We start from the raw sequence: 26941 nt of genomic DNA on the forward strand, positions 1-26941 counted from the left end.
AACACGTTCCATTAGTCTGACAAGCAGCGTTGCCTGCGTGCCTTTCATCTGCGGTGGAGGCATGTTTTACTGGCACTAGAACACGTTGCATTTGAGGAGCCCATACCTATGTCAGGCACGAATTCCTGTCCCGTTTCGCCCGAGTTCGACTTCCTCGACGCGACCCTGAACCTCGAACGCCTGCCTGTCGAGGAACTGGCGGAGCTGCGTAAGTCGGAGCCTATCCACTGGGTCGACGTGCCCGGCGGTACGGGCGGGTTCGGGGACAAGGGCTACTGGCTTGTCACCAAGCACGCCGACGTCAAAGAGGTGTCCAAGCGCAACGACATCTTCGGTAGCTCGCCGGACGGCGCCATCCCGGTGTGGCCGCAGGATATGACGCGCGATGCCATTGATCTACAGAAGGCCGTGCTGCTGAACATGGACGCCCCGCAGCACACGCGGCTGCGTAAGATCATCTCCCGCGGTTTCACCCCGCGTGCGGTCGGCCGGCTGGAGGACGAACTGCGGGCCCGCGCCCGCAAGATCGCCGAGACCGCCGCGGCCGCCGGGTCCGGCGACTTCGTCGAGCAGGTCTCCTGCGAACTGCCGCTGCAGGCGATCGCCGAGCTGTTGGGCGTCCCTCAGGACGACCGCGACAAGCTGTTCCGCTGGTCCAACGAGATGACCGCCGGTGAGGATCCGGAGTACGCCGACGTCGACCCGGCGATGTCGTCGTTCGAACTGATCACCTACGCGATGAAGATGGCCGAGGAGCGGGCGAAGAACCCGACCGAGGACATCGTCACCAAGCTGATCGAGGCCGACATCGACGGCGAGAAGCTCTCCGACGACGAGTTCGGCTTCTTCGTCGTGATGCTCGCGGTGGCCGGCAACGAGACCACCCGCAACTCGATCACGCACGGCATGATCGCGTTCTCGCAGAACCCTGAGCAGTGGGAGCTGTACAAGAAGGAGCGCCCGGAGACCGCGGCCGACGAGATCGTCCGCTGGGCCACCCCGGTGTCGGCGTTCCAGCGCACCGCCCTGGAGGACACCGAACTGGGCGGCGTGAAGATCAAGAAGGGCGAGCGCGTGGTGATGTCCTACCGCTCGGCCAACTTCGACGAAGAGGTCTTCGACAACCCGCACAGCTTCGACATCACGCGTAACCCGAACCCGCACGTCGGTTTCGGTGGTACCGGTGCGCATTACTGCATCGGTGCCAACCTCGCCAAGATGACGATCAACCTGATCTTCAACGCGATCGCCGACGCGATGCCCGACCTGAAGCCGATCGGCGAGCCCGAGCGGCTGAAGTCCGGGTGGCTCAACGGCATCAAGCATTGGCAGGTCGACTACACCGGCAAGTGCCCGGTTCAGCACTGACGCGCTGACAGGCTCGAAGACTCAAGGAGGAGTCGGGTGGATTTCAGTCCAGACGAGGGGCAGCAGGCTGTCGCCGATGTGGTGACGTCGGTGCTCGAGCGTGAGAACAGCTGGGACGCCCTTGTTTCCGGCGGGGTGGCCGCGCTCGGGGTGCCGGAGCGGCTCGGCGGAGACGGGGTCGGGCTCACCGAGATCGCGACGGCGCTCACCGAGATCGGCAGGCACGGGACGATCAGCCCCGCGCTGGTCACCCTGGGTGCCACCGCCATCCTGCTTGATCTTGCTTCCGACGAGCAGCAGGACCGCTTCCTGGCCGGCGTCGCGAAGGGCTCGGTGCTGTCACTGGCGCTCAACGAGCCCGGTGACCAGCTGCCGGCCCAGCCCGCGGTCAGTTTTGCCGAGGGCAGGCTCAACGGCACCAAGATCGGTGTCGGCTATGCGGAGCAGGCGGACTGGATCCTCGTCACCGCCGACGCAGGTGTCGTGGTGGTGGCCGGCAATGCCGACGGGTTGACCGTGAGCAAAACCCCGGCGGCCAACGGCTCCGACGAGTACGTGGTGACGTTCGACGACGTCGCCGTCGCCGACACCGACGTGCTGCAGGGCGCGACGGCGGCGCGCGTCAACCAGCTCGTGCTGGCGGTGACCGGGGCTTTCGCGGCCGGGCTGGTGGCCGGCGCGCTGCGCCTGACCGCCGACTACGTCGCCAACCGTGAGCAGTTCGGACGTCCGCTGTCGACGTTCCAGACTGTGGCGGCGCAGCTGTCGGAGGTCTACATCGCTTCGCGGACAATCGATCTGGTGTCGAACTCGGTGGTGTGGAGGCTGTCCGAGGGGCTGGACGCCGACGAGGATCTGGCCATCCTCGGGTACTGGTTGACCTCGCAGGCGCCGCCGGCGATGCGACTGTGCCACCACCTGCACGGCGGCATGGGCATGGACATCACCTACCCGATGGACCGCTACTACTCGTCGATCAAGGACGTGACGAGGTTGCTCGGCGGCCCTTCGCACCGGCTGGATCTGGTGGGCGCCGGCCTGGGTGAGCGAAGCGACGGGAGATAACGTGTACATCGAACTGACGCCGGAGCAGCGTCGTCTGCAATCCGAGCTGCGCGAGTACTTTTCGACTCTGATCACGCCCGACGAAGCCGAGGCGATGGCGACCGACCGCCACAATGAGGCCTACCGCGCCGTGATCAAGCGGATGGGGTCCGACGGAAAGCTCGGCGTGGGCTGGCCGAAGGAGTACGGCGGCCTCGGCTTCGGTCCGGTCGAGCAGCAGATCTTCGTCAACGAGGCCAACCGCGCCGACGTGCCGCTCCCGCTGGTAACGCTGCAGACGGTCGGTCCGACGCTGCAGGTCTACGGCACCGAGGCGCAGAAGAAGAAGTTCCTGCCCGGGATCCTTTCGGGCGACATCCATTTCGCGATCGGTTACTCCGAGCCCGAGGCCGGTACGGACCTCGCGTCGCTGCGGACCACGGCCGTCAAACAGGGCGACGAGTACATCGTGAACGGCCAGAAGATGTGGACGACCGGCGCGCACGACGCCGACTACATCTGGCTGGCCTGCCGTACGGATCCGGAAGCCGCCAAGCACAAAGGTATTTCGATCCTGATCGTCGACACCAAAGATCCTGGCTACTCGTGGACGCCGATCATCCTGTCCGACGGCGCTCACCACACCAACGCGTCGTACTACAACGACGTCCACGTGCCCGCCGACATGCTCGTCGGCGAGGAGAACGGTGGCTGGAAACTGATCACCACCCAGCTCAACCACGAGCGGGTGGGTCTCGGACCGGCTGGTCGGGTGGCCGGCATCTACGACCAGGTGCATGCGTGGGCGTCGAAGCCGGGCTCGGACGGGGTGACGCCGATCGAGCACGAGGACGTGCAGCGGCTGCTCGGCCAGATCAAAGCGATCTGGCGGGTGAACGAGTTGCTGAACTGGCAGGTGGCCGCATCGGGTGAGACCATCGCCGTCGCTGACGCCGCGGCCACGAAAGTCTTTTCCACCGAACGCATCCAAGAGGTCGGCAGGCTCGCCGAGGAGATCGTCGGACGCCATGGCAACCCGGCCGACTCCGAAACCGCCGAGCTGCTGGACTGGCTGGACAAGATGACCAAGCGCAACCTGGTCATCACGTTCGGCGGCGGGGTGAACGAGGTGATGCGCGAGATGATCGCGGCGAGCGGGCTCAGGGTCCCGAGGGTTCCCAGGTGAGCGATCTGCAGACCGGTATCGACCAGATCAAGGCGGCGGGCAAGAGCGAACCGCGCGACGGCCGAGACCCGGTGAACCAGCCGATGATCCACCACTGGGTCGACGCCATCGGGGACAAGAATCCGATCTACGTCGACGAGGCCGCGGCCAAGAACGCCGGCCATCCCGGCATCGTCGCGCCGCCGGCGATGATCCAGGTGTGGACGATGGGTGGGCTGGGTCAGGGCCGCGCCGACGACGATCCGCTGTCGAAGATGATGAACCTCTTCGACGAGGCCGGATATGTCGGAGTGGTCGCGACCAACTGTGAGCAGACCTATCACCGGTACCTGCAGCCCGGCGAAGAGTTGACCATCCACGCGGAGATCACCGATGTGGTGGGACCCAAGCAGACGGCGCTCGGCGAGGGCTTTTTCATCAACCAGCTGATCACCTGGACGGCGGCCGGTGGTGAATCGGTCGCCGAGATGAACTGGCGCATCATGAAGTTCAAACCACGGGCCGACGACAAGCCTGCGGTTCCCGAGGATCTGGACCCGGACAAGCTGATGCGTCCGGCGTCGTCGAAGGACACCAGGTTCTTCTGGGAGGGCGTCAACGCCCACGAGTTGCGTATCCAGAAGCGGCCCGACGGCAGTCTGCAACATCCGCCGGTGCCCGCGCTGTGGAAGGCGAAGGACGAGACCACCGACTACGTCGTCGCGAGCGGCAACGGCACGGTGTTCAGCTACGTCGTCCACCACGCTCCGCAGGTGCCGGGACGCTCTCTGCCGTTTGTGATCGCTCTCGTCGAACTGGAGGAAGGCGTCCGGATGCTCGGTGAACTCCGGGGCGTCGATCCGGCGTCCGTCAAGATCGGAATGCCGGTGCGCGCAACGTATATCGATTTCCCCGACAGCGACGTCAGCCCCGCGTGGACGCTGTACGCCTGGGAGCCGGCCTGATGAGCGCCCCCGCACTGGAAGTCGGCACCGTCCTGCCGGAGCTGAAGATCTACGGCGACCCGACGTTCATCGTCTCGACGGCGATCGCCACCCGCGACTATCAGGACGTTCACCACGACCGAGACAAGGCGCAGGCCAAGGGATCGAAGGACATCTTCGTCAACATCCTCACCGACACCGGTCTGGTGCAGCGCTATCTGACCGACTGGGCGGGTCCCACGGCGCGGATCAAGTCGATCGGGCTGCGTCTCGGTGTGCCGTGGTATGCCTACGACACCATCACCTTCACCGGGGAGGTCACCGCCGTCGAGGGCGGCGTCGCCACCGTCAAGGTGGTCGGTGCCAACAGCCTCGGCAGTCACGTCATCGCCACGGCCACACTCACTTTGGGGGCAGACTCATGACCGGCCTGTCCGGCAAGGCGGCGATCGCCGGAATCGGCGCCACCGACTTCTCGAAGAACTCTGGCCGCAGCGAACTGCGGCTGGCGGCCGAGGCGGTTCTCGACGCGCTCGATGACGCAGGTCTGTCTCCGCAGGACGTCGACGGTCTGGTCACCTTCACCATGGACTCGAACCTGGAGACCGCCGTCGCGCGGTCGACCGGGATCGGGGACCTGAAGTTCTTCAGCCAGATCGGTTACGGCGGAGGCGCCGCCGCGGCGACGGTCCAGCAGGCCGCGATCGCGGTGGCCACCGGTGTGGCCGAGGTGGTCGTCGCGTACCGCGCGTTCAACGAACGCTCCGAGCATCGGTTCGGCCAGGTGATGACCGGTCTGACGGTGAACGCGGATTCGCGCGGAGTCGAGTACAGCTGGTCCTATCCGCACGGGCTCAGCACCCCCGCGGCGTCGGTGGCGATGATTGCGCGCCGGTACATGCACGAGTTCGGCGCCACCAGTGCCGATTTCGGGGTCATCTCGGTGGCCGACCGCAAGCACGCCGCCACCAACCCGAAGGCGCACTTCTACGGTAAGCCCATCACCATCGAAGACCATCAGAACTCCCGGTGGATCGCCGAACCGCTCCGGCTGCTGGACTGCTGCCAGGAGACCGACGGTGGGGTCGCGATCGTGGTGACCACGCCCGAACGTGCCAAGGATCTCAAGCACCGGCCGGTGACCATCGAGGCAGCGGCGCAGGCCGCGGGCGCCGACCAGTTCACGATGTACTCGTATTACCGCGAGGAACTCGGCCTGCCCGAGATGGGCCTCGTCGGCCGGCAGCTGTGGCGGCAGTCCGGACTCACCCCGAGCGACATCCAGACCGCGGTCCTGTACGACCACTTCACGCCGTACACGTTGATCCAGCTGGAAGAGCTCGGTTTCTGCGGCAAGGGCGAGGCCAAGGATTTCATCGCCGGCGGCGCGATCGAGGTCGGCGGCAGACTTCCCATCAACACCCACGGTGGCCAACTCGGCGAGGCATACATCCACGGGATGAACGGAATTGCCGAGGGAGTCCGCCAGCTACGGGGGACGTCGGTGAATCAGGTTCCCGACGTCGAGCACGTGCTCGTCACCGCGGGAACGGGTGTGCCGACGTCGGGCCTGATCCTGGGCTGACGCCCGATCCCAGACGCGGCCGGTTACCCTTGGCCAGATGAGCTCCCACGAGCCGAATCCCGACGACGACACCGGGCCGCTGAGCGTCAACAGGATCGGCTCGACGACGAGCCGGCCGACGTCGCACCACGAAGCGCCGTTGACGGTGAATCCGCGTCCTTCCCAGAGGAATCGGGCGCCCGTCGTTCCCATCGTGGCGGCGGCAGTGGCGGTCGTCGGTCTCGGGGCACTCGCATGGACGTTCTGGCCGACAGACGACGGCGCGGATTCGCCGGCGGCGGAAACCCCTTCGGCCGATGAAGCCGAGGCACAGCAGGCGGCGAAGCGACTGCAGGCGATGTTGCCCGAGGGCTACACCGCCGACGCCTGTGAGCCCGTCGTACCGTCGAATGGGGCGCTGGCACAAGTCCGTTGTGCCGAGAACGACGACGTCCGCGGTCCGCTGACGGCGACCTACACGCTGGTGTCGGACCGCGATGCGCTCGAGGCATATTTCGACGAGGTCGTCGCGAAGATGTCGGTGGTGAACTGCCCGGGCAACATCCAGTCGCCGGGGCCGTGGCGGCGGAACGCCGACCCCGACCGGCCGGTCGGAACTCTGGTGTGCGGATTCCAGGAGAGCAAACCGGCCGTGGCATGGACGACCGACGCGGACCTCGCCGTCAACGAGGTCCAGTCCGGTCCGCAGGGGCCCAACATGGTTCAGCTCTACACCTGGTGGTCGTCGCACTCCTGAAACGAACCGTGCCGCCTGCGGGGCAGGCGGCACGGTCGATGGTCGAGCCGGGTCAGGCCGGCGGCGCCGGGACGACGACCGTCGTGGTCGGTGCCCCCGGCGCGTGCGGTACAGCGTCTTGGGGCAGCGGAGTGCCCGAACTGCCCTCGGGCAGCGGTGTTCCCGAGCTGCCCTCGGGCAGCGGTGTTCCCGAGCTGCCCTCCGGCAGCGGTGTACCCGAGCTGCCCTCGGGCAGCGGTGTACCGGAGCTCGCGGGAACCTGTGACGGGGTCGCTTCCACCGCGGCCGGCGTCTCCGAGGCGGGTGCGGCTTGCGGGCTCTCGGCGGCCGCAGCCGGGACGTCTGAGGCGCCTCCCGACGAGGACGGTGACGCGGTCGTGATGCCCGAGCCCCCGGTCCCACCGGATGGGGCAGGCGGTGCCTGCACCCACAACAGTTCCTCCTCGGCGCCGGAACTGTAGAAGACGCTGTCGGGCGCTTCGCCCGTCACGTCGAAGTAGATCTTTCCGGAGGTCTTCTGGCCCTGCGCCAGCGTCGCCGGGTTCACACCCTGCTCGGTGGCGACTCCGAACAGCACACGGTAGGTGTCGCCGTTCTTGGCGCGCGCATTGAGGTTCGAGATGATCGGCGTGACGTCGCCGGACACCGCTTCGTCGCTGGCTGTGGCTTCCCACAGCGTGCCGGCGGGCGTGTACGGGATGGTGTCGGGGCTGGGCTTGAGATGGCTCACGGTCCAGTGCTGGACGACACCGCCGTTGACGAGTTCGCCCGGCTGACCGAGCCACTGCACCTCGGAGTCCGCCGATGCCAGGGGTGCTCCGCCGAGCGCCAATGCGGCAGCCGCGGCCGTCGTGGCGGTGGCCAATGCGGATGTGAACTTCACGTGATTTCCTCCTGTATTCGTTGAGCGAGCAGCGAGGTCATTCCCCACCGGCAAAGTAACAGTTCACGTGTATTGCCCGTCAATTCACCTGTGCGGGCAGCGGATCACCTGTGCCGTGGAAGCAGGGAAAACGCCGCGTCGAGGGCGTGGCCGCCGCTTTGTCTCGGCGGCGTCTCGCGACATGCCGGACATTCGAAAACCGGGCGGACAGGGTCTTCGGCGAATTCCGCTGAGTTTGCGTGGGTTCGTTCTGCGGCCGGTCGTCAGCCGCGGTGAATTTCGGCCGAGGCCACGTCCAAGAATTCCGTCGGCATGAACGAATCGAATTCGGAAATGCGCGTATTGCGGGCGGACACGGGCACGGGAGGATCGGAGGGAGGGAACACCTAGGCCGCCGCGTCCGTTGCGGCCTTGTCGACAGCTACCCGACACATGGCAGCGACCGGCGATTGGGAGCTGAACGCAAACTCTCGCGCATTTGCAGACGACCCGTTGCTGGGTGCTGGTGCGCGAGCTGAGCCGGCAAACTCGTTTCCGGTCGGCGGCCCGGCAGTCGGGTGCGGAAGCCAATCTCCCCCGCTTTCTGAGAATCTGCTGTGTTTTAACAGAAGCGTTAATTGCTGGCCGGGCCCACTTTCGGTACCCGCCGTGGCGGATTTACGCAGATCGACCGTGACGGGTGGGGGTGGAGTGGCGTCACCGACTGCCGGCAGCGCGTGTTTCAGGGTGCTGAGCTGGGCGGACGGCAGCAGATGCCCGGTTAGCGGCAGGTGCTTGCGAGGTGAACGTTTGCGATCCCGTCCAGCAAAAGTTCCCACATCCTCCGGCCGCTCTGGTAAGACTTACTGGGCGTTGCCTGGCTCACAGGCTGTGGCGACCCATCCGATGGACGAACTCAGGGAGCATGGACCATGGCAAGGCACGCCAAGAAGAGCGATCGCTCTTCGGCAATTCGTACCTATCTCGGCGCCGGAATCACCGCGGGCGTCACCGGTGCCGCGCTCGCGGGTGTGGGCACGCTGATGCTGACCGACGACGCGCCGACCTCCACCGAACTGCAGGTGCAACTCGTCTCGAACGAAGAAGAGCTGCTGTGGCTCAATCTGCAGTCGGGTAGCGACCACAAGGACCGCGCCACCGCGAACGCGGCCACGCCGCTGGCCCTCGCGCAGGCGAGCGCGAACCCGGTCTTCCGCCCGATCATCGGCCCCGGCGGATGGCTGATCGGCAACGGGCTCGACGCCGCCGAGGATTGCACAGGCGACGCGTGCAACGGCGGTGACGGCGGCCTGCTCGGCGGCAACGGCGGTATGGGCCGCAACGGCGGAAACGGTGGAAACGCCGGCTTCTGGTTCGGCAACGGCGGCAACGGCGGCGACGGCGCCGATGCGGTGTACGCCGAGAACGGCGACCGCACCTCGGCTGCCGGCCGCGGCGGTGACGGCGGCGCCGGCTCACTGTTCGGGCGGGGCGGCAACGGCGGCAACGGCGGCGACGACGACAACACCAACAGCTTCACCGGTGACGGCGTCAACAAGAACAACTCCACGGGCGGCCGCGGAGGTAACGGCGGCTACAGCCAGTTCGGCCAGGCCGGCGACGGCGGTAAGGGTGGCGAGTCCTGGTCGGACAACGGGTTCGCCACCGGCGGTCGCGGCGGAGACGGCGGCGACACCAGCTACGGCAAGGCCGGTAAGGGCGGCGACGGCGGCGACGGGTCCGCATGGGCCGACGGCAAGGCCGGTGCGGGCGGTGCCGGCGGCACCGGCGGCGGCTCCGACGGCAGCGGCTCCGGCGGCACCGGTGGCAACGGCGGCAACGGCTGGGGTTACGAGGACGCCGACGCCGAGGGCGGTGCGGGCGGTGCCGGTGGTACGACGTTCACCGGCGACGCCGGTGACGGCGGCAACGGCGGTGTGGCCGAGAGCCTCGACGGCAACGCGACCGGTGGCCGGGGCGGTGCCGGTGGCGACTCGACCGTCACCGGTGACGGCGGCGCCGGCGGTGACGGCGGCTACGGCTGGGGCGGTGTGCCCGACGAAGAGGGCGGCCCGGTCGGCGACGGAAACGGCAAGGGCGGCAACGGCGGCAGCGGCGGCAAGGGCGGAAGCCTGGTCGGCAGCGGCGGCAGTGGTGGCGACGGTGGCGACGGCCTGATCCAGACCGGCGGCAAGGGCACCCCGACCGCGGGCAAGGGCGGCGCCGGCGGATCGCGCGGCCTGATCGGCTCCGACGGTGAGAACGGCTCCGACGGAACCACCGACAGCAACGCAGGCGGGTCGGAGAGCGACTCCAGCGGCGATTCGGGTTCCTCGGGCAGCGGCGGGTCCTCGGACTCCGACGACTGACGGTCGACTGACACGACAGCGGGTTCACCGGCCTGGGCCGGTGAACCCGCTGTTCGTTTCGGCGACACGCAAAAGCTTTGCCGGCTCGACGCTTTCGTGGCGAACCCCCAGGCTATGATCGCCCGGTGTCGGATTCTCTCGCATCTTCGCGTCGCACTGGTCAGCTTCTGATCGCAGCATTGGTCGTCGCCGTCGTGGCGCTCGCGGTCGCGGTCTTCGCGTTGGTGCGTTCCCCGTCCTCGGACCAGGCGTGGGGGGCCGGCGGCGATCAGAGCGCCGACCCCAAGGCGCGGGTGTGCGATGCGTTCGCCGTGGTCCGCAACGCCGTTTCCCTGCAGACGAACGCCAACCTGGGCTCGGAGCCCGTCGCGGTTCAGGCGGTGGCCGCGAACGCGCGGCTGGCGACCCTCGGTGGCGGCCAGTTCCTGCTGTCCCGACTGGACGGTGACGTGCCGTCCGACCTGGCCGACGCGGTGGCAGCGTTCGCGACGAACCTGGAATACATCGGCATGGGTCAGCTCGCAGGAGCAGCCGCCGACGACCCGAACCAGGTCAGGCGGATGACCGAGGCGCAGACCACCGCGACCCGGATCAGCGAGCTCTGCAAGTAGTTCGCGGGTCCCGTCAGACCGGAACGAACTCCACGCCGGCCAGCGCGACGGAATCGTCCCGGTCGGGCGTGGTCACGACGGCGCTGTAACCGGCGGCCTCACCAGAGTTCTTCCACACGTTGACCCGCAGGGTCTCACCGGGGAACACCACGCCGGCCATCCTGGCGCCGTAGGACTTCAGCGCACTGACGTCGCCGTCGAGCAGGTTGTCCACCAGGGCCTTGCACGTCATGCCGTACGTGCACAGGCCGTGCAGGATCGGGCGCGGGAACCCGGCCGCCGCGGCGAAATCGGGATCGGAGTGCAGCGGGTTGCGGTCCCCGCACATGCGGTAGAGCAGCGCCTGCTGCGGTGCGGTCGGGATCGTCAGCTCGAAGTCCGGGGCACGCTCGGGTGCCGCACCTGACGTCGACGGACCGCGGTCGCCGCCGAAGCCACCCTCACCGCGCGCGAAGATCGACCGCTTCTGGGTCCACAACAGGGTGCCCGCAGGGTCTTTCACCTCGGTCTCCGACCAGATGACCGCGGCCTTGCCCTTGTCCCAGATCTCGGTGAACCGGGTGACCGCGACGCCGGTGCCGGCGGCCGGGATCGGGCCCGGAGCGGTCACGGCCTCGCTCGCGTGCAGCACCTTGGACAGCTCGATGTCGATGCCGGGGAACTTCACCGCGGGCGGTTCGGTCATGTGGAAGCTCTGTGCCACATTGCCGAAGGTGGGCAGCACCTGCGGGGTGTCGTCGACCAGATAGCGCAGCTCGCGCTTGTCCATCGGATCGGCGCCGGCGCCCAGCCCGAGGTGGTAGAGCTGGACGTCGCTGCTCGTCCACGAGAATTCGACCGGCGCGAGTTCGGCGCCGATGGCTTCGTCGAGATTGATGGGCACGCTTATCCCTTCGCTGCTGCAATGTCTAGGGCTGCAAGATAACCGAACGTCATCGCGGGGCCGATGGTGCCTCCGGGGCCCGGGTAGGTGTGGCCCATCACCGGCGAGCTGACGTTGCCCGCGGCGTAGAGGCCGTCGATCACCGAACCGTCGTCGCGCAGCGCCCTGCCGTTCACGTCGGTGCGGATCCCGCCCTTGGTGCCGAGGTCGCCGGGGACCATCTTGGCCGCGTAGAACGGTCCGTGCTTGATCTCGCCCAGGTTCGGGTTCGGCTTGTTGGTCGGGTCGCCGTAGTAGCGGTCGTAGGCACTCTCACCGCGCTTGAAGTCCGCGTCGACACCCGAACGGGCGAACCCGTTGAAGCGATCGACGGTGGCCTTGAACTGGTCGGCCGGCAGCCCGGTCTTGGCGGCCAGCTCGTCGAGGGTGTCCGCCTTGACGATCACGCCGGATTCCAGCCACTTGGACGGGATGCGCTGTCCCGGTTGCAGACCCGCGAAGATGTAGCGGTCCCGGTACTGCTGGTCGAAGATCAGCCAGGCCGGGATGTTCTCGCCGGGGCCCTGGCCCTGACCGTACTGTCCGCCGTACATGTGGTGGCATGCCTCCACATAGGGCATGGATTCGTTCATGAACCGGTTTCCGGCCATGTTGACGATGATCGAGCCGGGCGAATTGCGCTCCGACAGCGCGAACCACGGAGCGCCCTCCAGGGGGACCGTCGGGCCCCACCACGCGTCCTCCATCAGTTCAAGTGCGGCACCGAGCTTTTCGGCGGCCAGGATGCCGTCGCCGGTGTTGGCCACGGCGCCCACCGTCCAGTCGGTGGTGATCGGCGCGCGCTGGTACTTCACCCGCATCTGTTCGTTGTGCTCGAAGCCGCCGCTGCCCAGGATGACGGCGCGGCGAGCGCGGATCAGTTGCGGCTCGGCGGATTCCGGCGCGGTCGTCTTCCGGACATAGATGCCCCGCACCGCTCCGTTCTCGACGTAGAGGTCGGTCATCGCGGTGTTCAGTTCGACAGGAACCCCGGCCTCACGCAGCGCGATGCGCAGCGGTGCGATCAGGGCGCGGCCCATGCCGACGAGGTTCTTGCGCGTGGCGTTGGCCCACACCGACCGCACACCGACCTTCAGGCTGCGCAGCAGCCCGCGCGGATGGCGCTTGAGCTGATTGAGCCGGACATAGTCCTGCTGCATCACCACCATGTTCAGTGGCACCTTGCCGTACGGCGGCTCCAGCCCCTTCTCGTCGGGGCCGAGCTTGCGGGCGTCGAACGGCTTTGGTTCCACGGAGCGGCCGGTGGGCTTGCCGCCCGGCGTCTCCGGGTAGTAGTCCGAGTAACCCGGCACCCAGCACAGCTTCAGCGGGGAGTTCTTCAGCACGAAGGACAGCATCTCCGGACCGCGCTCGAGGTAGGTGTCGATCTTCTCGGCGGGCACCACATCGCCGATGATCGCGTGCAGATATGTGCGGGCCGCGTCGGCGGTGTCTTTCACCCCCGCGCCCTTGAGTACTTCGTTGTTCGGGATCCACACGCCACCACCTGACCGCGCAGTGGAACCACCGTAGTGCGGGGCCTTCTCGACGACTATCGTCGAGAGGCCCTGGTGGGCGGCGGTGAGGGCGGCGACCATGCCTGCGGCGCCGCTACCGACCACGACGACGTCATACTCCTGCTCCGTCATGTAGAACACGTTATAGAATTGCCCGGCCGAACGACAACAGGGCCGGTCCGACGAACGAGGGGACTTCACTTTCATGCTGCCCGCAGAGGTCCGTGAGAAGCTCGCCGCCGATCTGGCGCAGGCCGAGCGGACCCGCGTACCCATCGCCCCGCTGACCGATGCGCACCCCGATATCGACGTCGTGGACGCCTACGAGATCCAGCTGATCAACATCCGTCAGCGGGTCGCCGACGGGGCACGCGTGATCGGCCACAAAGTCGGTCTGTCGTCGGAGGCAATGCAGAAGATGATGAACGTCGACGAACCGGACTACGGCCACCTGCTGGCCGAGATGGAGGTCTTCGAAGACGTCCCGGTCCAGTCGTCGAAGTACCTGTACCCCCGCGTCGAGGTCGAGGTCGCGTTCATCCTGTCCGACGACCTGCCCGGCGAGGGGTGCACCGAGGATGACGTGCTCGCCGCGACGGCCGCCTTCGCACCCGCGATCGAACTCATCGACACCCGAATCACGAACTGGCAGATCAAGTTGTGCGACACGATCGCCGACAATGCGTCATCGGCGGGGTGGGTGCTGGGCGAGGCGCGGGTCTCGCCGAAGGACGTGGATATCCGGGCCATCGACGCGACGTTGACCAACAACGGTGAGGTCGTCGCCGAGGGTCGCAGCGATGCGGTGCTCGGCAACCCCGTCACGGCGGTCGCGTGGCTGGCCCGCAAGGTGGACAGTTTCGGCGTCCGGCTCAAGGCCGGCGACATCGTGCTCCCCGGCTCGTGCACCCGTGCGATAGATGCACCTCCGGGCAGTCGTTTCGTTGCCGACTTCGCCGGGTTAGGTTCAGTACGACTGGATTTCGAATAGGAGCCGGGAAGATGGCTGACAAGTTATCGGTAGCGATCGTGGGGTCGGGCAACATCAGCACCGACCTGCTGTACAAGCTGTTGCGGTCGGACTGGCTCGAACCGCGCTGGATGATCGGCATCGATCCGGCGAGCGAGGGTCTTGCACGCGCCCGCAAGCTCGGACTCGAGACATCCCACGAGGGTGTGGACTGGTTGCTGAACCAGGCCGAGAAACCCGACATGGTCTTCGAGGCCACCAGCGCCTACGTGCACCGCGATGCCGCACCGCGCTACGCCGAGGCCGGGATCCGTGCGATCGACCTGACGCCGGCAGCGGTCGGGCCGGGTGTGATCCCGCCGGCGAACCTGCGCGAGCACCTCGACGCACCCAACGTCAACATGGTCACCTGCGGCGGGCAGGCGACGATTCCGATGGTGTACGCAGTGAGTCGCGCGGTCGCGGACAAAGGGGGCGTGCCGTACGCCGAGATCGTCGCGTCGGTGTCGTCGGCGTCGGCCGGTCCGGGTACCCGCGCCAACATCGACGAGTTCACCAAGACCACCAGCGCCGGTGTCGAGGTGATCGGTGGGGCCCGACGGGGCAAGGCCATCATCATCCTGAACCCGGCCGATCCGCCGATGATCATGCGCGACACCATCTTCTGCGCGATCCCGGAGGACGCGGACCACGCCGCGATCACCCAGTCTGTGAAGGACGTGGTCGCCGAGGTGCAGACCTATGTGCCCGGCTACCGGTTACTCAACGAACCGCAGTTCGACGAGCCGTCGGTGGTCAACGGCGGAAACCATCTGGTCACGATCTTCGTCGAAGTGGAGGGTGCGGGAGACTATCTGCCGCCCTACGCTGGAAACCTGGACATCATGACCGCCGCCGCGGCCAAGGTGGGCGAGGAAATCGCGAAAGAGAGTCTTTCCACGACTGGAGCGCAGGCATGAGTACCGACGACATCTACTTCAACCCGATCTGGGACGTCCGGATGACGGACACGTCGCTGCGCGACGGTTCGCACCACAAGCGCCATCAGTTCACCAAAGACGAGGTCGGTTCCATCGTCGCGGCACTCGACGCCGCCGGCGTGCCGGTCATCGAGGTCACCCACGGCGACGGACTCGGCGGGTCGAGCTTCAACTACGGCTTCTCCAAGACCCCCGAGCAGGAACTGATCAAGCTGGCCGCCGAGACGGCCAAGGAATCCAAGATCGCCTTTCTGATGCTGCCCGGCGTGGGCACCAAGGAGGACATCAAGGAAGCCCAGAACAACGGTGGGTCGATCTGCCGCATCGCGACCCACTGCACCGAGGCCGACGTGTCGATCCAGCACTTCGGGCTGGCCCGCGAACTCGGGCTGGAGACGGTCGGCTTCCTGATGATGAGCCACACCATCCCGCCGGAGAAGCTGGCCCAGCAGGCCCGCATCATGGCCGACGCCGGATGCCAGTGCGTCTACGTCGTCGACTCGGCTGGTGCGTTGGTGCTGGAAGGCGTCCGCGACCGGGTCGCGGCGCTGGTCGCCGAACTGGGGTCGGATGCTCAGGTTGGCTTCCATGGCCACGAGAATCTCGGGCTCGGCGTCGCCAACAGCATCGAGGCGGTCCGGGCCGGCGCCAAGCAGATCGACGGCTCGTGCCGCCGCTTCGGCGCCGGGGCGGGTAACGCGCCGGTCGAGGCGCTGATCGGCGTGTTCGACAAGATCGGCGTGAAGACCGGCATCGACTTCTTCGACATCGCCGACGCCGCCGAGGAGGTCGTCGCCCCCGCGATGCCCGCCGAGTGCCTGTTGGACCGCAACGCGCTGATCATGGGCTACTCGGGTGTGTACTCCAGCTTCCTCAAGCACGCGATCCGGCAGTCGGAACGCTACGGCGTGCCCGCGCACCAACTGCTGCATCGCGCGGGCCAGCGCAAGCTGATCGGCGGCCAGGAGGACCAGCTGATCGACATCGCGCTGGAGATCAAGCGGGAGCAAGAAGCCGCGACCAACTAGCGGCGGACCGCGAAAACCGAAAATTTCTCCGAAGCCCGCCTGAGCTGCGGCGACACGGGATCTGACCCCTGGTTCGGAAGCACGGTGGTGTTTGACCTGCCCGCAGACGGGCTAGAGACACCAGTGCGACCGACTGATCGCAGATCAAAGGAGTGATTTTCATGAACACGTCCGTTACGACCGTTCGCCGCGGCCTATTCGGCATGTTCGCCGGAGGACTGCTTGCCTTCGGGTCGGCGGCGATCGTCGCCCCTGTGGCCAGCGCTCAGCCGGCCCCCACACCCGGACCCGCGGCCGATTGCTCCGCTGCCGGTGTGGCCGGCACGGTGAGCACCGCGGCGGCTTCCGAGGGCGCCTACCTGACGGCGAACCCGCAGACCAACGAGGCGCTGTCGGCCATCTCGGCGCAGCCGCAGGAACAGGCCCAGGCGGCCTACCAGGCGTTCTTCCAGCAGAACCCGCAGGTGGAGCAGGAGCTGAAGAACATCTTCCAGCCGGTCAGCGCTCTGAAGACGGAGTGCAATCTGGACTTGGCGCCGACACCGGTCGCTCAGGCGGTCTGGGGCAGTACCCCGGGCGCCGCTGAGGTGCCGGCGGAGGTGCCCCAGGTCGTCGAGCCCTCGATGACCCCGGAGGCGGAGTCACCGGCCGCTCCGACGGCCTGACCTCGCAGTATCCAGACGGTCCACGGGCCCGGGGCGATAAGCCCCGGGTCCGTGTCTGTGTGTCGGACAGGCCCGGCACGATGGTCTGATGGCGACGAGAGCCCAAGCCCAGACCCTCCTCGAACAGCTGGCGGGCCCGCACGCGCAGCTGCGGGACGACCAGTGGACCGCCATCGAAGCGCTGGTCGTGCAGCGGCGCAGGGCGCTGGTGGTGCAGCGCACCGGATGGGGAAAGTCGGCGGTCTACTTCATCGCGGCGAAGCTGCTTCGGGCCGCGGGCCGCGGCCCCACCGTCATCGTGTCGCCGTTGCTGGCGCTGATGCGCAACCAGGTCGACGCCGCCGCCCGCGCCGGTGTCCGCGCGGCGACCATCAACTCCAGCAACGTCACCGAATGGGACGATGTCCACCAACGCGTCAATGCCGGCGAGCTCGATGTCCTGCTGGTCAGCCCCGAGCGCCTGAACAATCCCGACTTCCGCGATGCGGTACTACCCGCACTGGCCGCCGACGCCGGGCTGGTGGTCGTCGATGAGGCGCACTGTGTCTCGGACTGGGGTCACGACTTCCGGCCCGACTACCGCCGCATCCGCACCCTGATCGCCGAACTGGGCACCGACGTCCCGGTGCTGGCCACCACCGCGACCGCCAACGATCGCGTGGTCGCCGACGTGGCGGCTCAGCTGGGGGTCGGCGGCACCGACACTTTGGTGCTGCGCGGCGGACTGGACCGGGAGTCGCTGCGGCTGTCGGTGGTACACGCGGGCGGGCCGGCGCAGCGCGCGGCGTGGCTTGCCGCCCACCTGGATTCGCTGCCCGGGTCGGGGATCGTCTACACCCTGACCGTCGCGCAGGCCAACGACATCGCCGCACTGCTGCGCGAGCAGGGCCACGCGGTGGCCGCATACACCGGTGGCACCGAGGCCGCCGAACGCGAACAACTCGAAGCCGACCTCCTGGCCAACCGGGTCAAGGCGCTGATCGCGACCTCGGCGCTGGGTATGGGATTCGACAAGCCCGATCTCGGCTTCGTCGTGCACCTCGGTGCGCCGTCGTCGCCGATCGCCTACTACCAGCAGGTCGGCCGCGCCGGACGGTCCACCGCAAGCGCGGAGGTGATCCTGCTGCCCGGACGTGAGGACGCCGATGTGTGGCGTTACTTCGCGTCGGTGGCCTTCCCGCCGGAAGCCCTGGTGCGCAGGGTGATCGACGCTCTCGAGCCTGACCGTGCGCAGTCCACGGCGGCACTCGAACCGCTGGTGGACCTCAACCGGTCCCGCCTGGAGATGGTGCTCAAGGTGCTCGACGTCGACGGCGCGGTGCGTCGGGTCAAGGGCGGCTGGATCAGCACCGGGCAGCCGTGGGAGTACGACGAGGACCGCTACCGCCGCCTCGACGAAGCGCGCAAGCGCGAGCAGCAGGCCATGCTCGACTACCAGAGCACCGACCGCTGCCGGATGTCGTTTCTGCGCAGCCAACTCGACGACCCCGAACTCGGTCCGCAGCCGTGCGGCCGGTGCGACAACTGTGCCGGCCCGCGCTACCACGCCGACGTCGACGCCGGCGCGGCCGAGGCCACCCGGCAGCGCCTGATGCGGCCGGGCGTCGAGATCGCGCCGCGCAAGCAGTGGCCCACCGGCTTGGGCAAGCTGGGCATCGACTTGTCGGGCCGTATCACCGACGGGCCCGCACCGGGCCGGGCGATCGGGCGACTGACCGACCTCGGCTGGGGTGCGCGGCTGCGGACGTTGCTTGCCGAACCGGACGCCGAGGCCTCCGACGACGTGCTGGGCGCCGCCATCGCGGTGCTGAAAGCCTGGGACTGGCAGCAGCGCCCGACTGCGGTGCTGGCACTGGACTCGGCGACCCGCCCCAAGCTGATCACCTCGCTGACGTCCCGGCTCGCCGAGGTCGGACGCCTGCAAGACCTTGGCGTACTGCAGTATTCGCCCACCCATCGGCCCACTTCCGCCGCGAACTCGGCCTACCGGGTGGCCGCCCTGCAGAACGCGTGGAGCGAACCGACCGGGGTCACCGGGGCTACGGTGCTACTGGTCGACGACCTGACCGACACCGGGTGGACGCTGACGATGGCCGCACGCGCGGTGCGTGCGGCCGGTGCGGCCGAGGTGCTGCCGTTCGCACTGGCCGCCGTCAGCTGAGGCCTCCGTCAATCGCCCAGGCGGTGCCGCGCGACCTCGGCGGCCCCGTTGCCGGTGATGAGCCAGAGCGTGGTCAACGCGGTGACCAGATCATCGATCGAGATCCTGGCGCGACCATTGAGATAGGCCAGGATGGCATCGGCGGTACCCCCGACGAGGAACGCCGGGGCGACGGCCGCGAGCGGATCGTTCTCCAGTTCGACGCCGTGCACGTTGCGGGCGTGCGATACCAAGACGGCGGTCAGGCTGCGCATGACCTTCGCTCGATGCTGTTGTAGGACAGCAGAACCCGCAACCCCGCCGAGCAGTATCCGGCCCCGTCGCGGGTCGTCGACCAAGGCCCGGACCAGCGCATCGACGACGGCCAGCGCCTGGCGGTCCAGCGGCTCGGCAGCGGTGCGCGCTGCGGCATCGACCGTCGCCGAGCGGACGTCGTCGGCGATGTCGTCGACGGCGGCGGCCGCCACCTCGTCGAGGTTGGCGAAGCTCTCGTAGAAGTACCGCTTGTTCAAACCCGCGCCGGCGCACAACCGGTCGACGGTCAGGGTGCGCCACGCATTGTCGGCGATCGCGTCGATCGCCGCGTCCAGGAGCCGGGCCCGCCGCGCACTGCGGCGCGCATCAGCGCTCTGCCCGCCGTAGGTGCGCCGTGGCGTCGCGGTCACCGGGCCACCGGCACTCGCGCGCCGCAGATCCTTGACTCCACCCCGCCATTCTGGCACGGTTCGGTACCAGAGTATCTGGCACGGTCCTGTACCAAAGAGCGGAGCTGGTGGAATGCGCAACAACCATCTCGACCGGAGTGCTCGATGACCAGTGTGCTGGCTGATCCGGTGACAGCGGCCAAGCGGCGGCTGCAGAGCACCGCGGCAGCGTTCGCGGCCCGCTATCCCAGTTCGGTCCGGGAACTGGCCCGCCCGCCGGCGGGGTCGAACCTGCGGCCGGTGATGGGCAACTACGGCTTCCCCGTGCTCGGGCACATCCTGAGCACGCTGGTCGAGCCGCTGGATTTCGCGCGCGAGCGCTATGAGAAGTTCGGCCCGGTGTCGTGGGCCGGGGGCGTCGGCTTCCGAGTCGTCCAGGCGATCGGGCCGGAGGCGCTCGAGACGGTCTGGATCAACAGGGACAAGGCATTCTCCAGTACCCGCGGGTGGGCGCCGGTCATCGGACCGTTCTTTCACCGCGGCATCATGCTTCTCGACTTCGAGGAGCATCGCGACCACCGGCGGATCATGCAGCAGGCGTTCACCCGCAGCGCGCTGGACGGGTATCTGGACCTGATGCGGCCCGGCATCGTCCGCACCGTGACGGGCTGGCCGTCCGCGCACGGGTTCCCGTTCTACACCGCGGTCAAGGAACTGCTGCTCGACCAGGCGGCGGAAGTGTTCGTCGGAGCGGTACTGGGGCCAGAAGCCGATCAGCTGGCGGCGGACTTCCACGACACCGTGTGCGGCGGGCAGGCCATGATCCGCGCCGACGTTCCCGGCGGGATCTGGGCTCGCGGGTTACGTGCCAGGGAACGCCTCGAACGCTACTTCGCCGAACAGATCCCCGCGCGACGCGCCGGTGGCGGGACCGACCTGTTCTCGATGATGTGTCACAGCCGCAGCGACGACGGCGAGCGCTTCACCGATGCCGACATCGTCAACCACATGATCTTCCTGCTGATGGCCGCACACGACACCAGTGCGATAGCGATCTCGATGCTGACATATGAACTTGGTCGAAACCTTCTGTGGCAGAGCGCATTACGTGATGAAGCGCTCGCGTCGCCCGATGATGAGCTGACGCTGGCCGATCTGGACGGCGCGTTTCCGTTGTTGGATGCCGCATTCAAAGAGATCCTGCGGATGTACGCGCCTGCCGGCACCCTGTTCCGGCAGACGATCACCGACACCGAGGTCGCCGGACACTTCGTGCCGCGTAAGACCCAGGTCGCGATCAACGTCTACGCCTCGATGCGCCTGGCGGACTGGTGGCCGGATCCCGACCGATTCGATCCCGGGCGCTTCCTGGGCGGAGCCGACGCCTCGCCGGTGCACCGGTATGCGTTCGCACCGTTCGGCGGCGGCGTGCACAAGTGCCTGGGGCAGCAGTTCGCCGATATGAACGTCAAAGTCGTTCTGCACCAACTACTTCGGCACTTCGAATGGCGTGTCCCTCCCGGTTACCGGCCGCTGCTGAGCTGGGGGACCGGGCCGACCCCGGCCGACGGTCTGCCGGTCACGTTGCGGCGGCGCGCCCATCGCTGAGCGGCGGCCAGCCTGTCGGCTTCATACCGCCCAGTTGTTCGGTCACGGCGTCGGCCGCGGCCACGACCGCACGAGCACGCTCGCTGATCTCACTGTCGGTCAACGCTTTTCCGATGTGCATGGACGTGACCATCACCTGTCGGCGGTAGTGGTCGTACACCGGCGCCGAGATCACGGCGATGTCGTGTCTGCCGCGGCCGGGATTCTCCTCGCGCAGGTACACCCGCTCACCGACATCGGAGACGAGCTCGCCCAACAGGGCCCGCAGTTCGTCGGGCAGGTCGGTCGGCATCCCGGCCATCAACGCGTACAACCGGCGTCCGCCCGGGGTCTGCCGCTCCACCAGGTACCCGTGGGCGCGGCACGAGGTCACGACGCGTCGTAGCCGCTCGGAATCGGTGCGTAGCGGGATCGTCGGCTGTCTTCTGAGCCAGTCGCGTTCGGCCTCGTCATCCCACAGCACGAACATCAACCCGACCGGCGGCGCGAACGGGTAACTCTGCCCGACCTCCACCCCGGGACGCACGCCCGCCGGGGCCACCAGGTCCAGCAGCCGAATCCGGTCGTCGACGACACCAGACAGTGCGGCGGTCGCACCGTAGCGCGCGGACAGCTGCCGGAGGTGCTCGCGGGCGGCGGGACTGACCCGCATCGACTCCTGGGCCCGATGTCCGAGCGTGATCAGCGACGGGCCGAGGCGGTAGGTCTTGTCGGCCGGATCGCGCACCAGATATCCCGCCTCGGTCAACGAGGTGACGATGCCGAGGCAGGTCGGCTTGCTGAGCCCGACCCTTCTGGCGAGGTCGCTGATGCCGAACCGCTCCGTGGGCCGGCCCGCGAGGAAGTCCAGGAGTCGGACCACGCGATGGGTGGGCGGGGACGCGCGGCCCGGCTGCACCGATGGGAGCATGCGCGGAACTATAGCGGGGACGCGTTCCAAATATGAACCGAGGCGGTCGATATATTGACTCCTGATGGAACGGGTTCTAGTTTCTCCACTGTGTTCGCACAGCCACTGGCCGACGCCATCGCCGAAGCCGAGAACCTTGTCTGCTCCGCGTCCTTCATCGAATCCGAGGCCGACCTGCTCGAGGGTCTGCAGTATCTGGCGGGCTGTATCGCTGCCTGCACCCACGTCGCCTTCGACTACGACCGCGATCATCCGTTCCTGCACAGCGGGACCGGGCCGTTCACCAAGATGGCCCTCGACAACCCCGACACCCTGTACTTCGGCACCCGCGTGCAGCCGGGCCACGAGTACGTCGTCACCGGACGTCGCGGAACCACCACCGACGTGAGCTTCCAACTGCTCGGTGGCGAGTACACCGACGAAGTCGTGCCCGACAGTGAAACCGCTTTCGACGACCGCAAACTCGACATCGCCGCGGACGGCACCTTCGAATGGCGGTTCACCCCGGCGGTGCCGTCGCAGCTGGTCATCCGCGAGGTGTACAACGACTGGTCGGCGCAGCGCGGCACTTTCGCGATCGCCCGTACCGACACCGCGGGAACCGCCCCGCCGCCGTTGACCCGCGAGCTGATCGACAAGCGCTACGCCGTCGCGGGCAAGCAGTTGGTGCAGCGCGTGAAGACCTGGCTGCAGTTCCCGGAGTGGTTCTACAACGACAGCGTGCCCAACACGATGGTCGCGCCGAGGCTGACCCCGGGCGGCCTCGCGACGCAGTACTCGTCGGTCGGCAGGTTCGAACTGGCCGAGGAACAGGCGCTGGTCATCACGCTGCCGGTCAGCGACGCGCCGTATCTCGGATTCCAGCTCGGCAGCCTCTGGTACATCTCGATGGACTACATCAATCACCAGACCTCGCTGAACGGCACGCAGGCTCAGGCGGATCCGGACGGCAAGATCCGGATCGTGGTCGCCGACCGCAGTCCCGGGGTGACGAACTGGGTGGAGACACTCGGGCACCGCAAGGGATTCCTGCAGTTCCGCTGGCAACGGGTGTCGCGTGAGATGACCCCGGCCGACGGCCCGACGGTGGACCTGGTGCAGATCGACGATGTCCCCGCGGCGCTGCCGTACTACGAGTCGAACAAGATCTCGGACGACGAATGGCGGGCGCGAATCGCGCTGCGCCAGAAACAGATCGGCGAAAGAATGGTGGGCTGACAGATGGCGGGTGCGCTTCCCCTGCTGGAGAACAAGGTCGTCGTGATCAGCGGCGTCGGACCCGCGCTGGGCACCACATTGGCGCGGCGCTGCGCCGAGTCCGGTGCGGATGTGGTGCTGGCCGCACGGACCGTGGAGCGGCTCGAGGACGTCGCCAAGCAGATCACCGACCTCGGAAGGCGCGCGCTGTCGGTGGGTACCGACATCACCGACGACGCGCAGGTGGCCAACCTCGTCGACGAGACGCTGGAGACGTACGGCCGGGTCGATGTGCTGATCAACAACGCGTTCCGCGTTCCGTCGATGAAGCCGTTCGCCAACACCACGTTCGAGCACATGAAAGATGCCATCGAGTTGACGGTGTTCGGTGCGCTGCGCATGGTGCAGGCGTTCACCCCGGCGCTGGCCGAGAGCAAGGGTTCCGTCGTGAACGTGAACTCCATGGTGGTGCGGCATTCGCAGGCCAAGTACGGCGCCTACAAGATGGCCAAGTCGGCTCTGCTGGCGATGTCGCAGACCCTGGCCACCGAGCTGGGGGATCAGGGAATCCGGGTGAACTCCGTTCTGCCCGGCTATATCTGGGGCGGCACCTTGGAGTCCTACTTCACCCATCAGGCCGGCAAGTACGGCACCACCGTCGAGGAGATCTACAAGGCCACGGCGGCGGCGTCGGATCTCAAGCGGCTGCCCACCGAGGACGAGGTCGCCTCGGCGATCCTGTTCATGGCCAGTGATCTGTCCAGCGGCATCACCGGCCAGGCCCTCGACGTCAACTGCGGGGAGTTCAAGGCGTGAGCCCGAGAACAAATGTCGGGACCGTCGAGGATCTGCACGCCTCGGCGGTGAAGGCTTGCGGTCTCGACGATTTCGGTTCCGACGACGACAACTATCGGGAAGCGCTCGGGGTGCTCCTGGAGTCCTACCAACGGGACGCGAACCTCACCGAGTTGGGCAGCAAGATGCAGCGGTTCTTCGCCAGGAACGCGCTGGTCGCGCGGCTGGTCTCGGAAGCGGCCTTCAAGCAGTACCCCGAGCACGCCGACGTGACGATCGAGCGCCCGATCTTCGTGACCGGTCTGCCGCGCACCGGCACGACCGCCGTGCACCGTCTGCTCGCCGCGGACCCTCGCCACCAGGGTCTGGAGCTGTGGCTCGCGGAATTCCCGCAGCCGCGTCCGCCACGCGAAACATGGTCGCAGAATCCGGTTTTCCAGCAGCTCGATGCCCAGTTCACGAAGGCGCACGAGGAGAACCCGGACTACACCGGCCTGCACTTCATGACCGCCGACGAGGTCGAGGAGTGCTGGCAGTTGCTGCGCCAGTCCCTGCACTCGGTGTCCTACGAGACGCTCGCTCACGTGCCGACCTACTCGCAGTGGCTGTCGCGACAGGACTGGACCAAGCCGTATCAGCGGCACCGGCGCAATCTGCAGCTGATCGGGCTCAACGACCCCGAGAAGCGTTGGGTCCTCAAGAATCCCAGCCATCTGTTCGCTCTCGACGCGCTGTTCGCGACCTATCCCGACGCGCTGGTGGTGCAGTGCCACCGGCCGGTCGAGACCATCATGGCGTCGATGTGCTCGCTGGCCCAGCACACCACCGAGGGGTGGTCGACCACGTTCACCGGTGAGGTCATCGGCGCCGACTCCATGGAGACGTGGTCACGTGGCCTGGAGTTGTTCAACGCCGAACGGCCGAAACACGATCCGGCGCAGTTCTACGATCTGGACTACTTCGAGCTGATCAAGGACCCGGTCGGCGCCGTCGAGGACATCTACCGCGCCTTCGGCATCGACTTCCCCGACACCGCCCGGGCAGCGGTCGCCGAGACCCACGAGGAGAGCAAGAAGGGTCCCCGTGCCCCGAAGCACACCTACTCACTGGCCGATTACGGGCTGACCGCCGAGCAGGTCAAGGAGCGGTTCGCCGGGCTGTGAGCGCGGCTGATCAGTCGTCGCCGTCGCCGGGGGCCGGGGCGCTGGAGTACTCCTCCAGGCACCCCTCGGCCACCGCGTGACGGATGCTGTCGGCCAGTCGGGGGCAAGCCCTTTCGCGAGCCGGGTCGCCGCCGGCGGCCCTGATCTCGGAGAAGTGCGCGCAGCGCGCGGTGGCCTCGCTGTTCCACTGCACCGAGGTGTGGGCCGGACCGAGCTTCTTCACCTGCACCGCGACGTGACAGAAGCGACAGTCGATCGAGACCAGCCCTGAGGACAGGTAGCGCTCGCGGTCGCGAAGGCTGGCTTCCCGCACCGCGGCGGCGCGCACCGGATCGGACGCGAAATCCGGTGCCTTGCGCCAGGATCCCGGCGAGCCGGGGCCCGGAGTGTGGCCGTGGTGATGCTCCTCGTCGTCGTGCCCGTGAAGCAGCAGCATCGACTTGGCGAGGCGGTCCACATCCGGCGTGTCGCTCATGTGGCCTGCTTTTCGGCTTCCCTGTTCTTCAGGTTCTGCTCGACCTCGACGTTCCATTTCTCGACGGCGGCCGTGGTGTCGACCTCCATCTCGAAACGGTCGGTCATCTCCGGCGTCACGTCGGCGACGTCGACATAGAACTGCTGGTACCACCGGCGCATCTGGTAGACCGCGCCGTCCTCTTCGACCAGCAGCGGATTGTCGATGCGCGTCTTGTGCTTCCAGATCTCGACATCCTGCAGGAAGCCCTTGCTGACGCCGTCGGTGAACGCGTCGGCGAGCTTCTCGGTGGTCTTGTCGTCCAGACCCTTGGGCTTCTCCACGATCACGCCCCACTGCAGCACGAACGAGTCCTGGGTGACCGGGTAGTGGCAGTTGATCAGGATCGACTCGGCCTTGAAGTCACCGTACTTGTTGTGCAGCCAATTGATCATGAACGACGGGCCGAAGTAGCTGGCCTCGGAGTCCAGGGAGGCCTCGCCGTATGCCGTGCCCATGTCGTTGACGTCCGGGCGGCCCACGTTGTGCAGGTACTGGCTGGCGATGTGGCCTTCGAACACGTTCTTGAAGTACGTCGGCAGGCCGAAGTGGATGTAGAAGAAGTGGGCCATGTCGGTGACGTTGTCGATGATCTCGCGGCAGTTGCTGCCCTCGATGAGCATCGTGTTCCACTTCCAGTCGGTCCATTCGCCGCTGGACCACTCCGGGATGTCAGGGATCCGCACCTCGGGCTGGGGTGGGTTGCCCTCGTGGTCGTGCCACACGAAGAGCAGGCCACCGCGCACGTCGGTGTGCCACGCGCGGGTGCGGGCCAACCGCGGGGTGCGCTTGGCGTAGGGGACCAGCTTGCACTTGCCGTCCCCGCCCCAGCGCCAATCGTGGAACGGGCAGGCGACCTCGTCGCCCTTGATCTCGCCCTGGGCCAGGTTGCCGCCCATGTGCCGGCAGTAACCGTCGAGGACGTTCACTTCGCCCTTGGAGTCGGCGAAGACCACCAGCATCGTGCCGAAGATCTCGATGCCGTGCGGCTTCCCGTCCAGGAAGTTCTTCACCGGGCCCAGGCAGTGCCAGCCCCGGGCGAACCGGTCGGGCAGGGCGCCGGTGTCGATCTCGCGAATGCCAGCCGTTTCGGTGCTCACCTCGGGCCTCCCAGTGTGTGTGGCTTCTAACTAGAACACGTTACAGTTTTTTCCCGCTGCGGCGCAATCGAACCGTCCCGACC

The 26941-nt window shown here is 67.4% G+C and carries 25 protein-coding genes; 18 read left to right on the forward strand and 7 right to left on the reverse strand.

The features are described 5' to 3' along the window. Nucleotides 1-108 precede the first annotated feature (108 nt). From NTM_RS10445 to NTM_RS10475, 7 genes are read left to right on the forward strand one after another with little or no spacing between them, the layout of a single operon-like run. Nucleotides 109-1368 (forward strand): cytochrome P450, encoded by a 1260-nt coding sequence (locus tag NTM_RS10445; RefSeq protein ID WP_163766249.1) that lies wholly within the window; start codon nt 109-111, stop codon nt 1366-1368. Nucleotides 1369-1404: 36 nt separating this feature from the next. Continuing rightward, nucleotides 1405-2433, forward strand: a complete 1029-nt coding sequence (locus NTM_RS10450; RefSeq protein WP_163766250.1) for an acyl-CoA dehydrogenase family protein — start codon at nt 1405-1407, stop codon at nt 2431-2433. Nucleotide 2434: 1 nt separating this feature from the next. Next, nucleotides 2435-3598 carry an acyl-CoA dehydrogenase FadE29 gene (gene fadE29, locus NTM_RS10455; protein ID WP_163766251.1) on the forward strand — a complete coding sequence of 388 codons (1164 nt, stop codon included), beginning with the start codon at nt 2435-2437 and terminating at the stop codon, nt 3596-3598. After that, nucleotides 3595-4542 (forward strand): bifunctional MaoC family dehydratase N-terminal/OB-fold nucleic acid binding domain-containing protein, encoded by a 948-nt coding sequence (locus NTM_RS10460; RefSeq protein WP_163766252.1) that lies wholly within the window; start codon nt 3595-3597, stop codon nt 4540-4542. The genes fadE29 and NTM_RS10460 overlap by 4 nt, the downstream gene beginning before the upstream one ends. After that, a complete protein-coding gene (locus NTM_RS10465) occupies nt 4542-4946 on the forward strand; it encodes a MaoC family dehydratase (protein WP_163766253.1) in 405 nt (134 codons plus the stop codon). Before NTM_RS10460 ends, NTM_RS10465 begins: the two co-directional genes overlap by 1 nt. Beyond that, the gene (gene ltp2, locus NTM_RS10470; RefSeq protein ID WP_163766254.1) at nt 4943-6106 is read left to right on the forward strand and encodes a 17-hydroxy-3-oxo-4-pregnene-20-carboxyl-CoA lyase; all 1164 of its coding nucleotides are present in this window, start codon (nt 4943-4945) and stop codon (nt 6104-6106) included. Before NTM_RS10465 ends, ltp2 begins: the two co-directional genes overlap by 4 nt. Before the next feature lie 37 nt (nt 6107-6143). Further along, nucleotides 6144-6842 carry a hypothetical protein gene (locus NTM_RS10475; protein ID WP_163766255.1) on the forward strand — a complete coding sequence of 233 codons (699 nt, stop codon included), beginning with the start codon at nt 6144-6146 and terminating at the stop codon, nt 6840-6842. Nucleotides 6843-6894: 52 nt separating this feature from the next. Here the strand turns inward: NTM_RS10475 and NTM_RS10480 are convergent, their stop codons facing one another. Next, nucleotides 6895-7725, reverse strand: a complete 831-nt coding sequence (locus NTM_RS10480) for an MPT63 family protein (RefSeq protein ID WP_163766256.1) — start codon at nt 7723-7725, stop codon at nt 6895-6897. Nucleotides 7726-8636: 911 nt separating this feature from the next. On the opposite strand from NTM_RS10480, the gene NTM_RS10485 reads away from it, so the two are divergent. Next, nucleotides 8637-10073, forward strand: coding sequence for a hypothetical protein (locus NTM_RS10485; RefSeq protein ID WP_163766257.1), 1437 nt, complete (start codon nt 8637-8639; stop codon nt 10071-10073). A 125-nt stretch (nt 10074-10198) separates the two neighbouring features. Further along, entirely contained in the window at nt 10199-10684 is a 486-nt protein-coding gene (locus NTM_RS10490) for a hypothetical protein (RefSeq protein WP_163766258.1), read from the forward strand. 13 nt (nt 10685-10697) lie between these two features. Here NTM_RS10490 and NTM_RS10495 read toward each other — a convergent pair whose 3' ends face one another. After that, nucleotides 10698-11567: an enoyl-CoA hydratase ChsH3 gene (locus tag NTM_RS10495; protein WP_163766259.1), complete on the reverse strand. Its 870-nt coding sequence runs from the start codon at nt 11565-11567 to the stop codon at nt 10698-10700. A gap of 2 nt (nt 11568-11569) precedes the next feature. Continuing rightward, a complete protein-coding gene (kstD, locus tag NTM_RS10500; RefSeq protein WP_163766260.1) occupies nt 11570-13255 on the reverse strand; it encodes a 3-oxosteroid 1-dehydrogenase in 1686 nt (561 codons plus the stop codon). A gap of 73 nt (nt 13256-13328) precedes the next feature. Here kstD and NTM_RS10505 point away from each other — a divergent pair, with 73 nt between their 5' ends. The 5 genes from NTM_RS10505 to NTM_RS10525 all read left to right on the forward strand — a co-directional run bounded on the left by NTM_RS10505 (nt 13329) and on the right by NTM_RS10525 (nt 18927). Further along, nucleotides 13329-14114: a 2-keto-4-pentenoate hydratase gene (locus tag NTM_RS10505; RefSeq protein WP_163766261.1), complete on the forward strand. Its 786-nt coding sequence runs from the start codon at nt 13329-13331 to the stop codon at nt 14112-14114. A gap of 11 nt (nt 14115-14125) precedes the next feature. After that, nucleotides 14126-15052: an acetaldehyde dehydrogenase (acetylating) gene (locus NTM_RS10510; RefSeq protein WP_104862499.1), complete on the forward strand. Its 927-nt coding sequence runs from the start codon at nt 14126-14128 to the stop codon at nt 15050-15052. Continuing rightward, nucleotides 15049-16101: a 4-hydroxy-2-oxovalerate aldolase gene (gene dmpG, locus NTM_RS10515; RefSeq protein WP_104862498.1), complete on the forward strand. Its 1053-nt coding sequence runs from the start codon at nt 15049-15051 to the stop codon at nt 16099-16101. Before NTM_RS10510 ends, dmpG begins: the two co-directional genes overlap by 4 nt. 161 nt (nt 16102-16262) lie before the next feature. After that, on the forward strand, nt 16263-16766 hold the full coding sequence (locus NTM_RS10520) for a hemophore-related protein (protein WP_163766262.1): 504 nt from the start codon (nt 16263-16265) through the stop codon (nt 16764-16766). A gap of 88 nt (nt 16767-16854) precedes the next feature. Beyond that, entirely contained in the window at nt 16855-18927 is a 2073-nt protein-coding gene (locus tag NTM_RS10525; RefSeq protein WP_163766263.1) for a RecQ family ATP-dependent DNA helicase, read from the forward strand. 8 nt (nt 18928-18935) lie between these two features. Here the strand turns inward: NTM_RS10525 and NTM_RS10530 are convergent, their stop codons facing one another. Next, entirely contained in the window at nt 18936-19592 is a 657-nt protein-coding gene (locus NTM_RS10530; protein WP_163766264.1) for a TetR/AcrR family transcriptional regulator, read from the reverse strand. Nucleotides 19593-19736: 144 nt separating this feature from the next. Here NTM_RS10530 and NTM_RS10535 point away from each other — a divergent pair, with 144 nt between their 5' ends. Continuing rightward, nucleotides 19737-21179 carry a cytochrome P450 gene (locus tag NTM_RS10535; RefSeq protein WP_163766265.1) on the forward strand — a complete coding sequence of 481 codons (1443 nt, stop codon included), beginning with the start codon at nt 19737-19739 and terminating at the stop codon, nt 21177-21179. Here the strand turns inward: NTM_RS10535 and NTM_RS10540 are convergent. Continuing rightward, a complete protein-coding gene (locus NTM_RS10540) occupies nt 21151-22089 on the reverse strand; it encodes an IclR family transcriptional regulator (protein WP_163766266.1) in 939 nt (312 codons plus the stop codon). The two genes, NTM_RS10535 and NTM_RS10540, sit on opposite strands and share 29 nt — an antisense overlap. 90 nt (nt 22090-22179) lie before the next feature. Here NTM_RS10540 and NTM_RS10545 point away from each other — a divergent pair, with 90 nt between their 5' ends. Genes NTM_RS10545 through NTM_RS10555 form a run of 3 tightly spaced genes read left to right on the forward strand, consistent with a single transcriptional unit; the run spans nt 22180 to nt 25244 of the window. Further along, nucleotides 22180-23307: a hypothetical protein gene (locus NTM_RS10545; RefSeq protein ID WP_163766267.1), complete on the forward strand. Its 1128-nt coding sequence runs from the start codon at nt 22180-22182 to the stop codon at nt 23305-23307. Between the two features lie 3 nt (nt 23308-23310). Continuing rightward, a complete protein-coding gene (locus tag NTM_RS10550; RefSeq protein ID WP_163766268.1) occupies nt 23311-24102 on the forward strand; it encodes an SDR family oxidoreductase in 792 nt (263 codons plus the stop codon). Beyond that, nucleotides 24099-25244 carry a sulfotransferase family protein gene (locus NTM_RS10555; RefSeq protein WP_163766269.1) on the forward strand — a complete coding sequence of 382 codons (1146 nt, stop codon included), beginning with the start codon at nt 24099-24101 and terminating at the stop codon, nt 25242-25244. Before NTM_RS10550 ends, NTM_RS10555 begins: the two co-directional genes overlap by 4 nt. Before the next feature lie 10 nt (nt 25245-25254). Here NTM_RS10555 and NTM_RS10560 read toward each other — a convergent pair whose 3' ends face one another. Next, nucleotides 25255-25719 carry a hypothetical protein gene (locus NTM_RS10560; RefSeq protein WP_104862490.1) on the reverse strand — a complete coding sequence of 155 codons (465 nt, stop codon included), beginning with the start codon at nt 25717-25719 and terminating at the stop codon, nt 25255-25257. Next, the gene (locus NTM_RS10565; RefSeq protein ID WP_104862489.1) at nt 25716-26858 is read right to left on the reverse strand and encodes a 3-ketosteroid-9-alpha-monooxygenase, oxygenase component; all 1143 of its coding nucleotides are present in this window, start codon (nt 26856-26858) and stop codon (nt 25716-25718) included. Before NTM_RS10565 ends, NTM_RS10560 begins: the two co-directional genes overlap by 4 nt. Nucleotides 26859-26941: the final 83 nt, after the last annotated feature.

The organism is Mycolicibacterium parafortuitum (assembly GCF_010725485.1).
GTDB lineage: Bacteria > Actinomycetota > Actinomycetes > Mycobacteriales > Mycobacteriaceae > Mycobacterium.

Bases quoted from the DNA above. Each gene is read 5' to 3' on its own strand.
- NTM_RS10445 (WP_163766249.1), top strand. From the start codon at position 109: ATGTCAGGCACGAATTCCTGTCCCGTTTCGCCCGAGTTCGACTTCCTC.
- NTM_RS10465 (WP_163766253.1), top strand. From the start codon at position 4,542: ATGAGCGCCCCCGCACTGGAAGTCGGCACCGTCCTGCCGGAGCTGAAG.
- ltp2 (WP_163766254.1), top strand. From the start codon at position 4,943: ATGACCGGCCTGTCCGGCAAGGCGGCGATCGCCGGAATCGGCGCCACC.
- NTM_RS10475 (WP_163766255.1), top strand. From the start codon at position 6,144: ATGAGCTCCCACGAGCCGAATCCCGACGACGACACCGGGCCGCTGAGC.
- NTM_RS10485 (WP_163766257.1), top strand. From the start codon at position 8,637: ATGGCAAGGCACGCCAAGAAGAGCGATCGCTCTTCGGCAATTCGTACC.
- kstD (WP_163766260.1), bottom strand. From the start codon at position 13,255: ATGACGGAGCAGGAGTATGACGTCGTCGTGGTCGGTAGCGGCGCCGCA.
- NTM_RS10505 (WP_163766261.1), top strand. From the start codon at position 13,329: ATGCTGCCCGCAGAGGTCCGTGAGAAGCTCGCCGCCGATCTGGCGCAG.
- NTM_RS10510 (WP_104862499.1), top strand. From the start codon at position 14,126: ATGGCTGACAAGTTATCGGTAGCGATCGTGGGGTCGGGCAACATCAGC.
- dmpG (WP_104862498.1), top strand. From the start codon at position 15,049: ATGAGTACCGACGACATCTACTTCAACCCGATCTGGGACGTCCGGATG.
- NTM_RS10520 (WP_163766262.1), top strand. From the start codon at position 16,263: ATGAACACGTCCGTTACGACCGTTCGCCGCGGCCTATTCGGCATGTTC.
- NTM_RS10525 (WP_163766263.1), top strand. From the start codon at position 16,855: ATGGCGACGAGAGCCCAAGCCCAGACCCTCCTCGAACAGCTGGCGGGC.
- NTM_RS10535 (WP_163766265.1), top strand. From the start codon at position 19,737: ATGACCAGTGTGCTGGCTGATCCGGTGACAGCGGCCAAGCGGCGGCTG.
- NTM_RS10540 (WP_163766266.1), bottom strand. From the start codon at position 22,089: ATGCTCCCATCGGTGCAGCCGGGCCGCGCGTCCCCGCCCACCCATCGC.
- NTM_RS10550 (WP_163766268.1), top strand. From the start codon at position 23,311: ATGGCGGGTGCGCTTCCCCTGCTGGAGAACAAGGTCGTCGTGATCAGC.
- NTM_RS10560 (WP_104862490.1), bottom strand. From the start codon at position 25,719: ATGAGCGACACGCCGGATGTGGACCGCCTCGCCAAGTCGATGCTGCTG.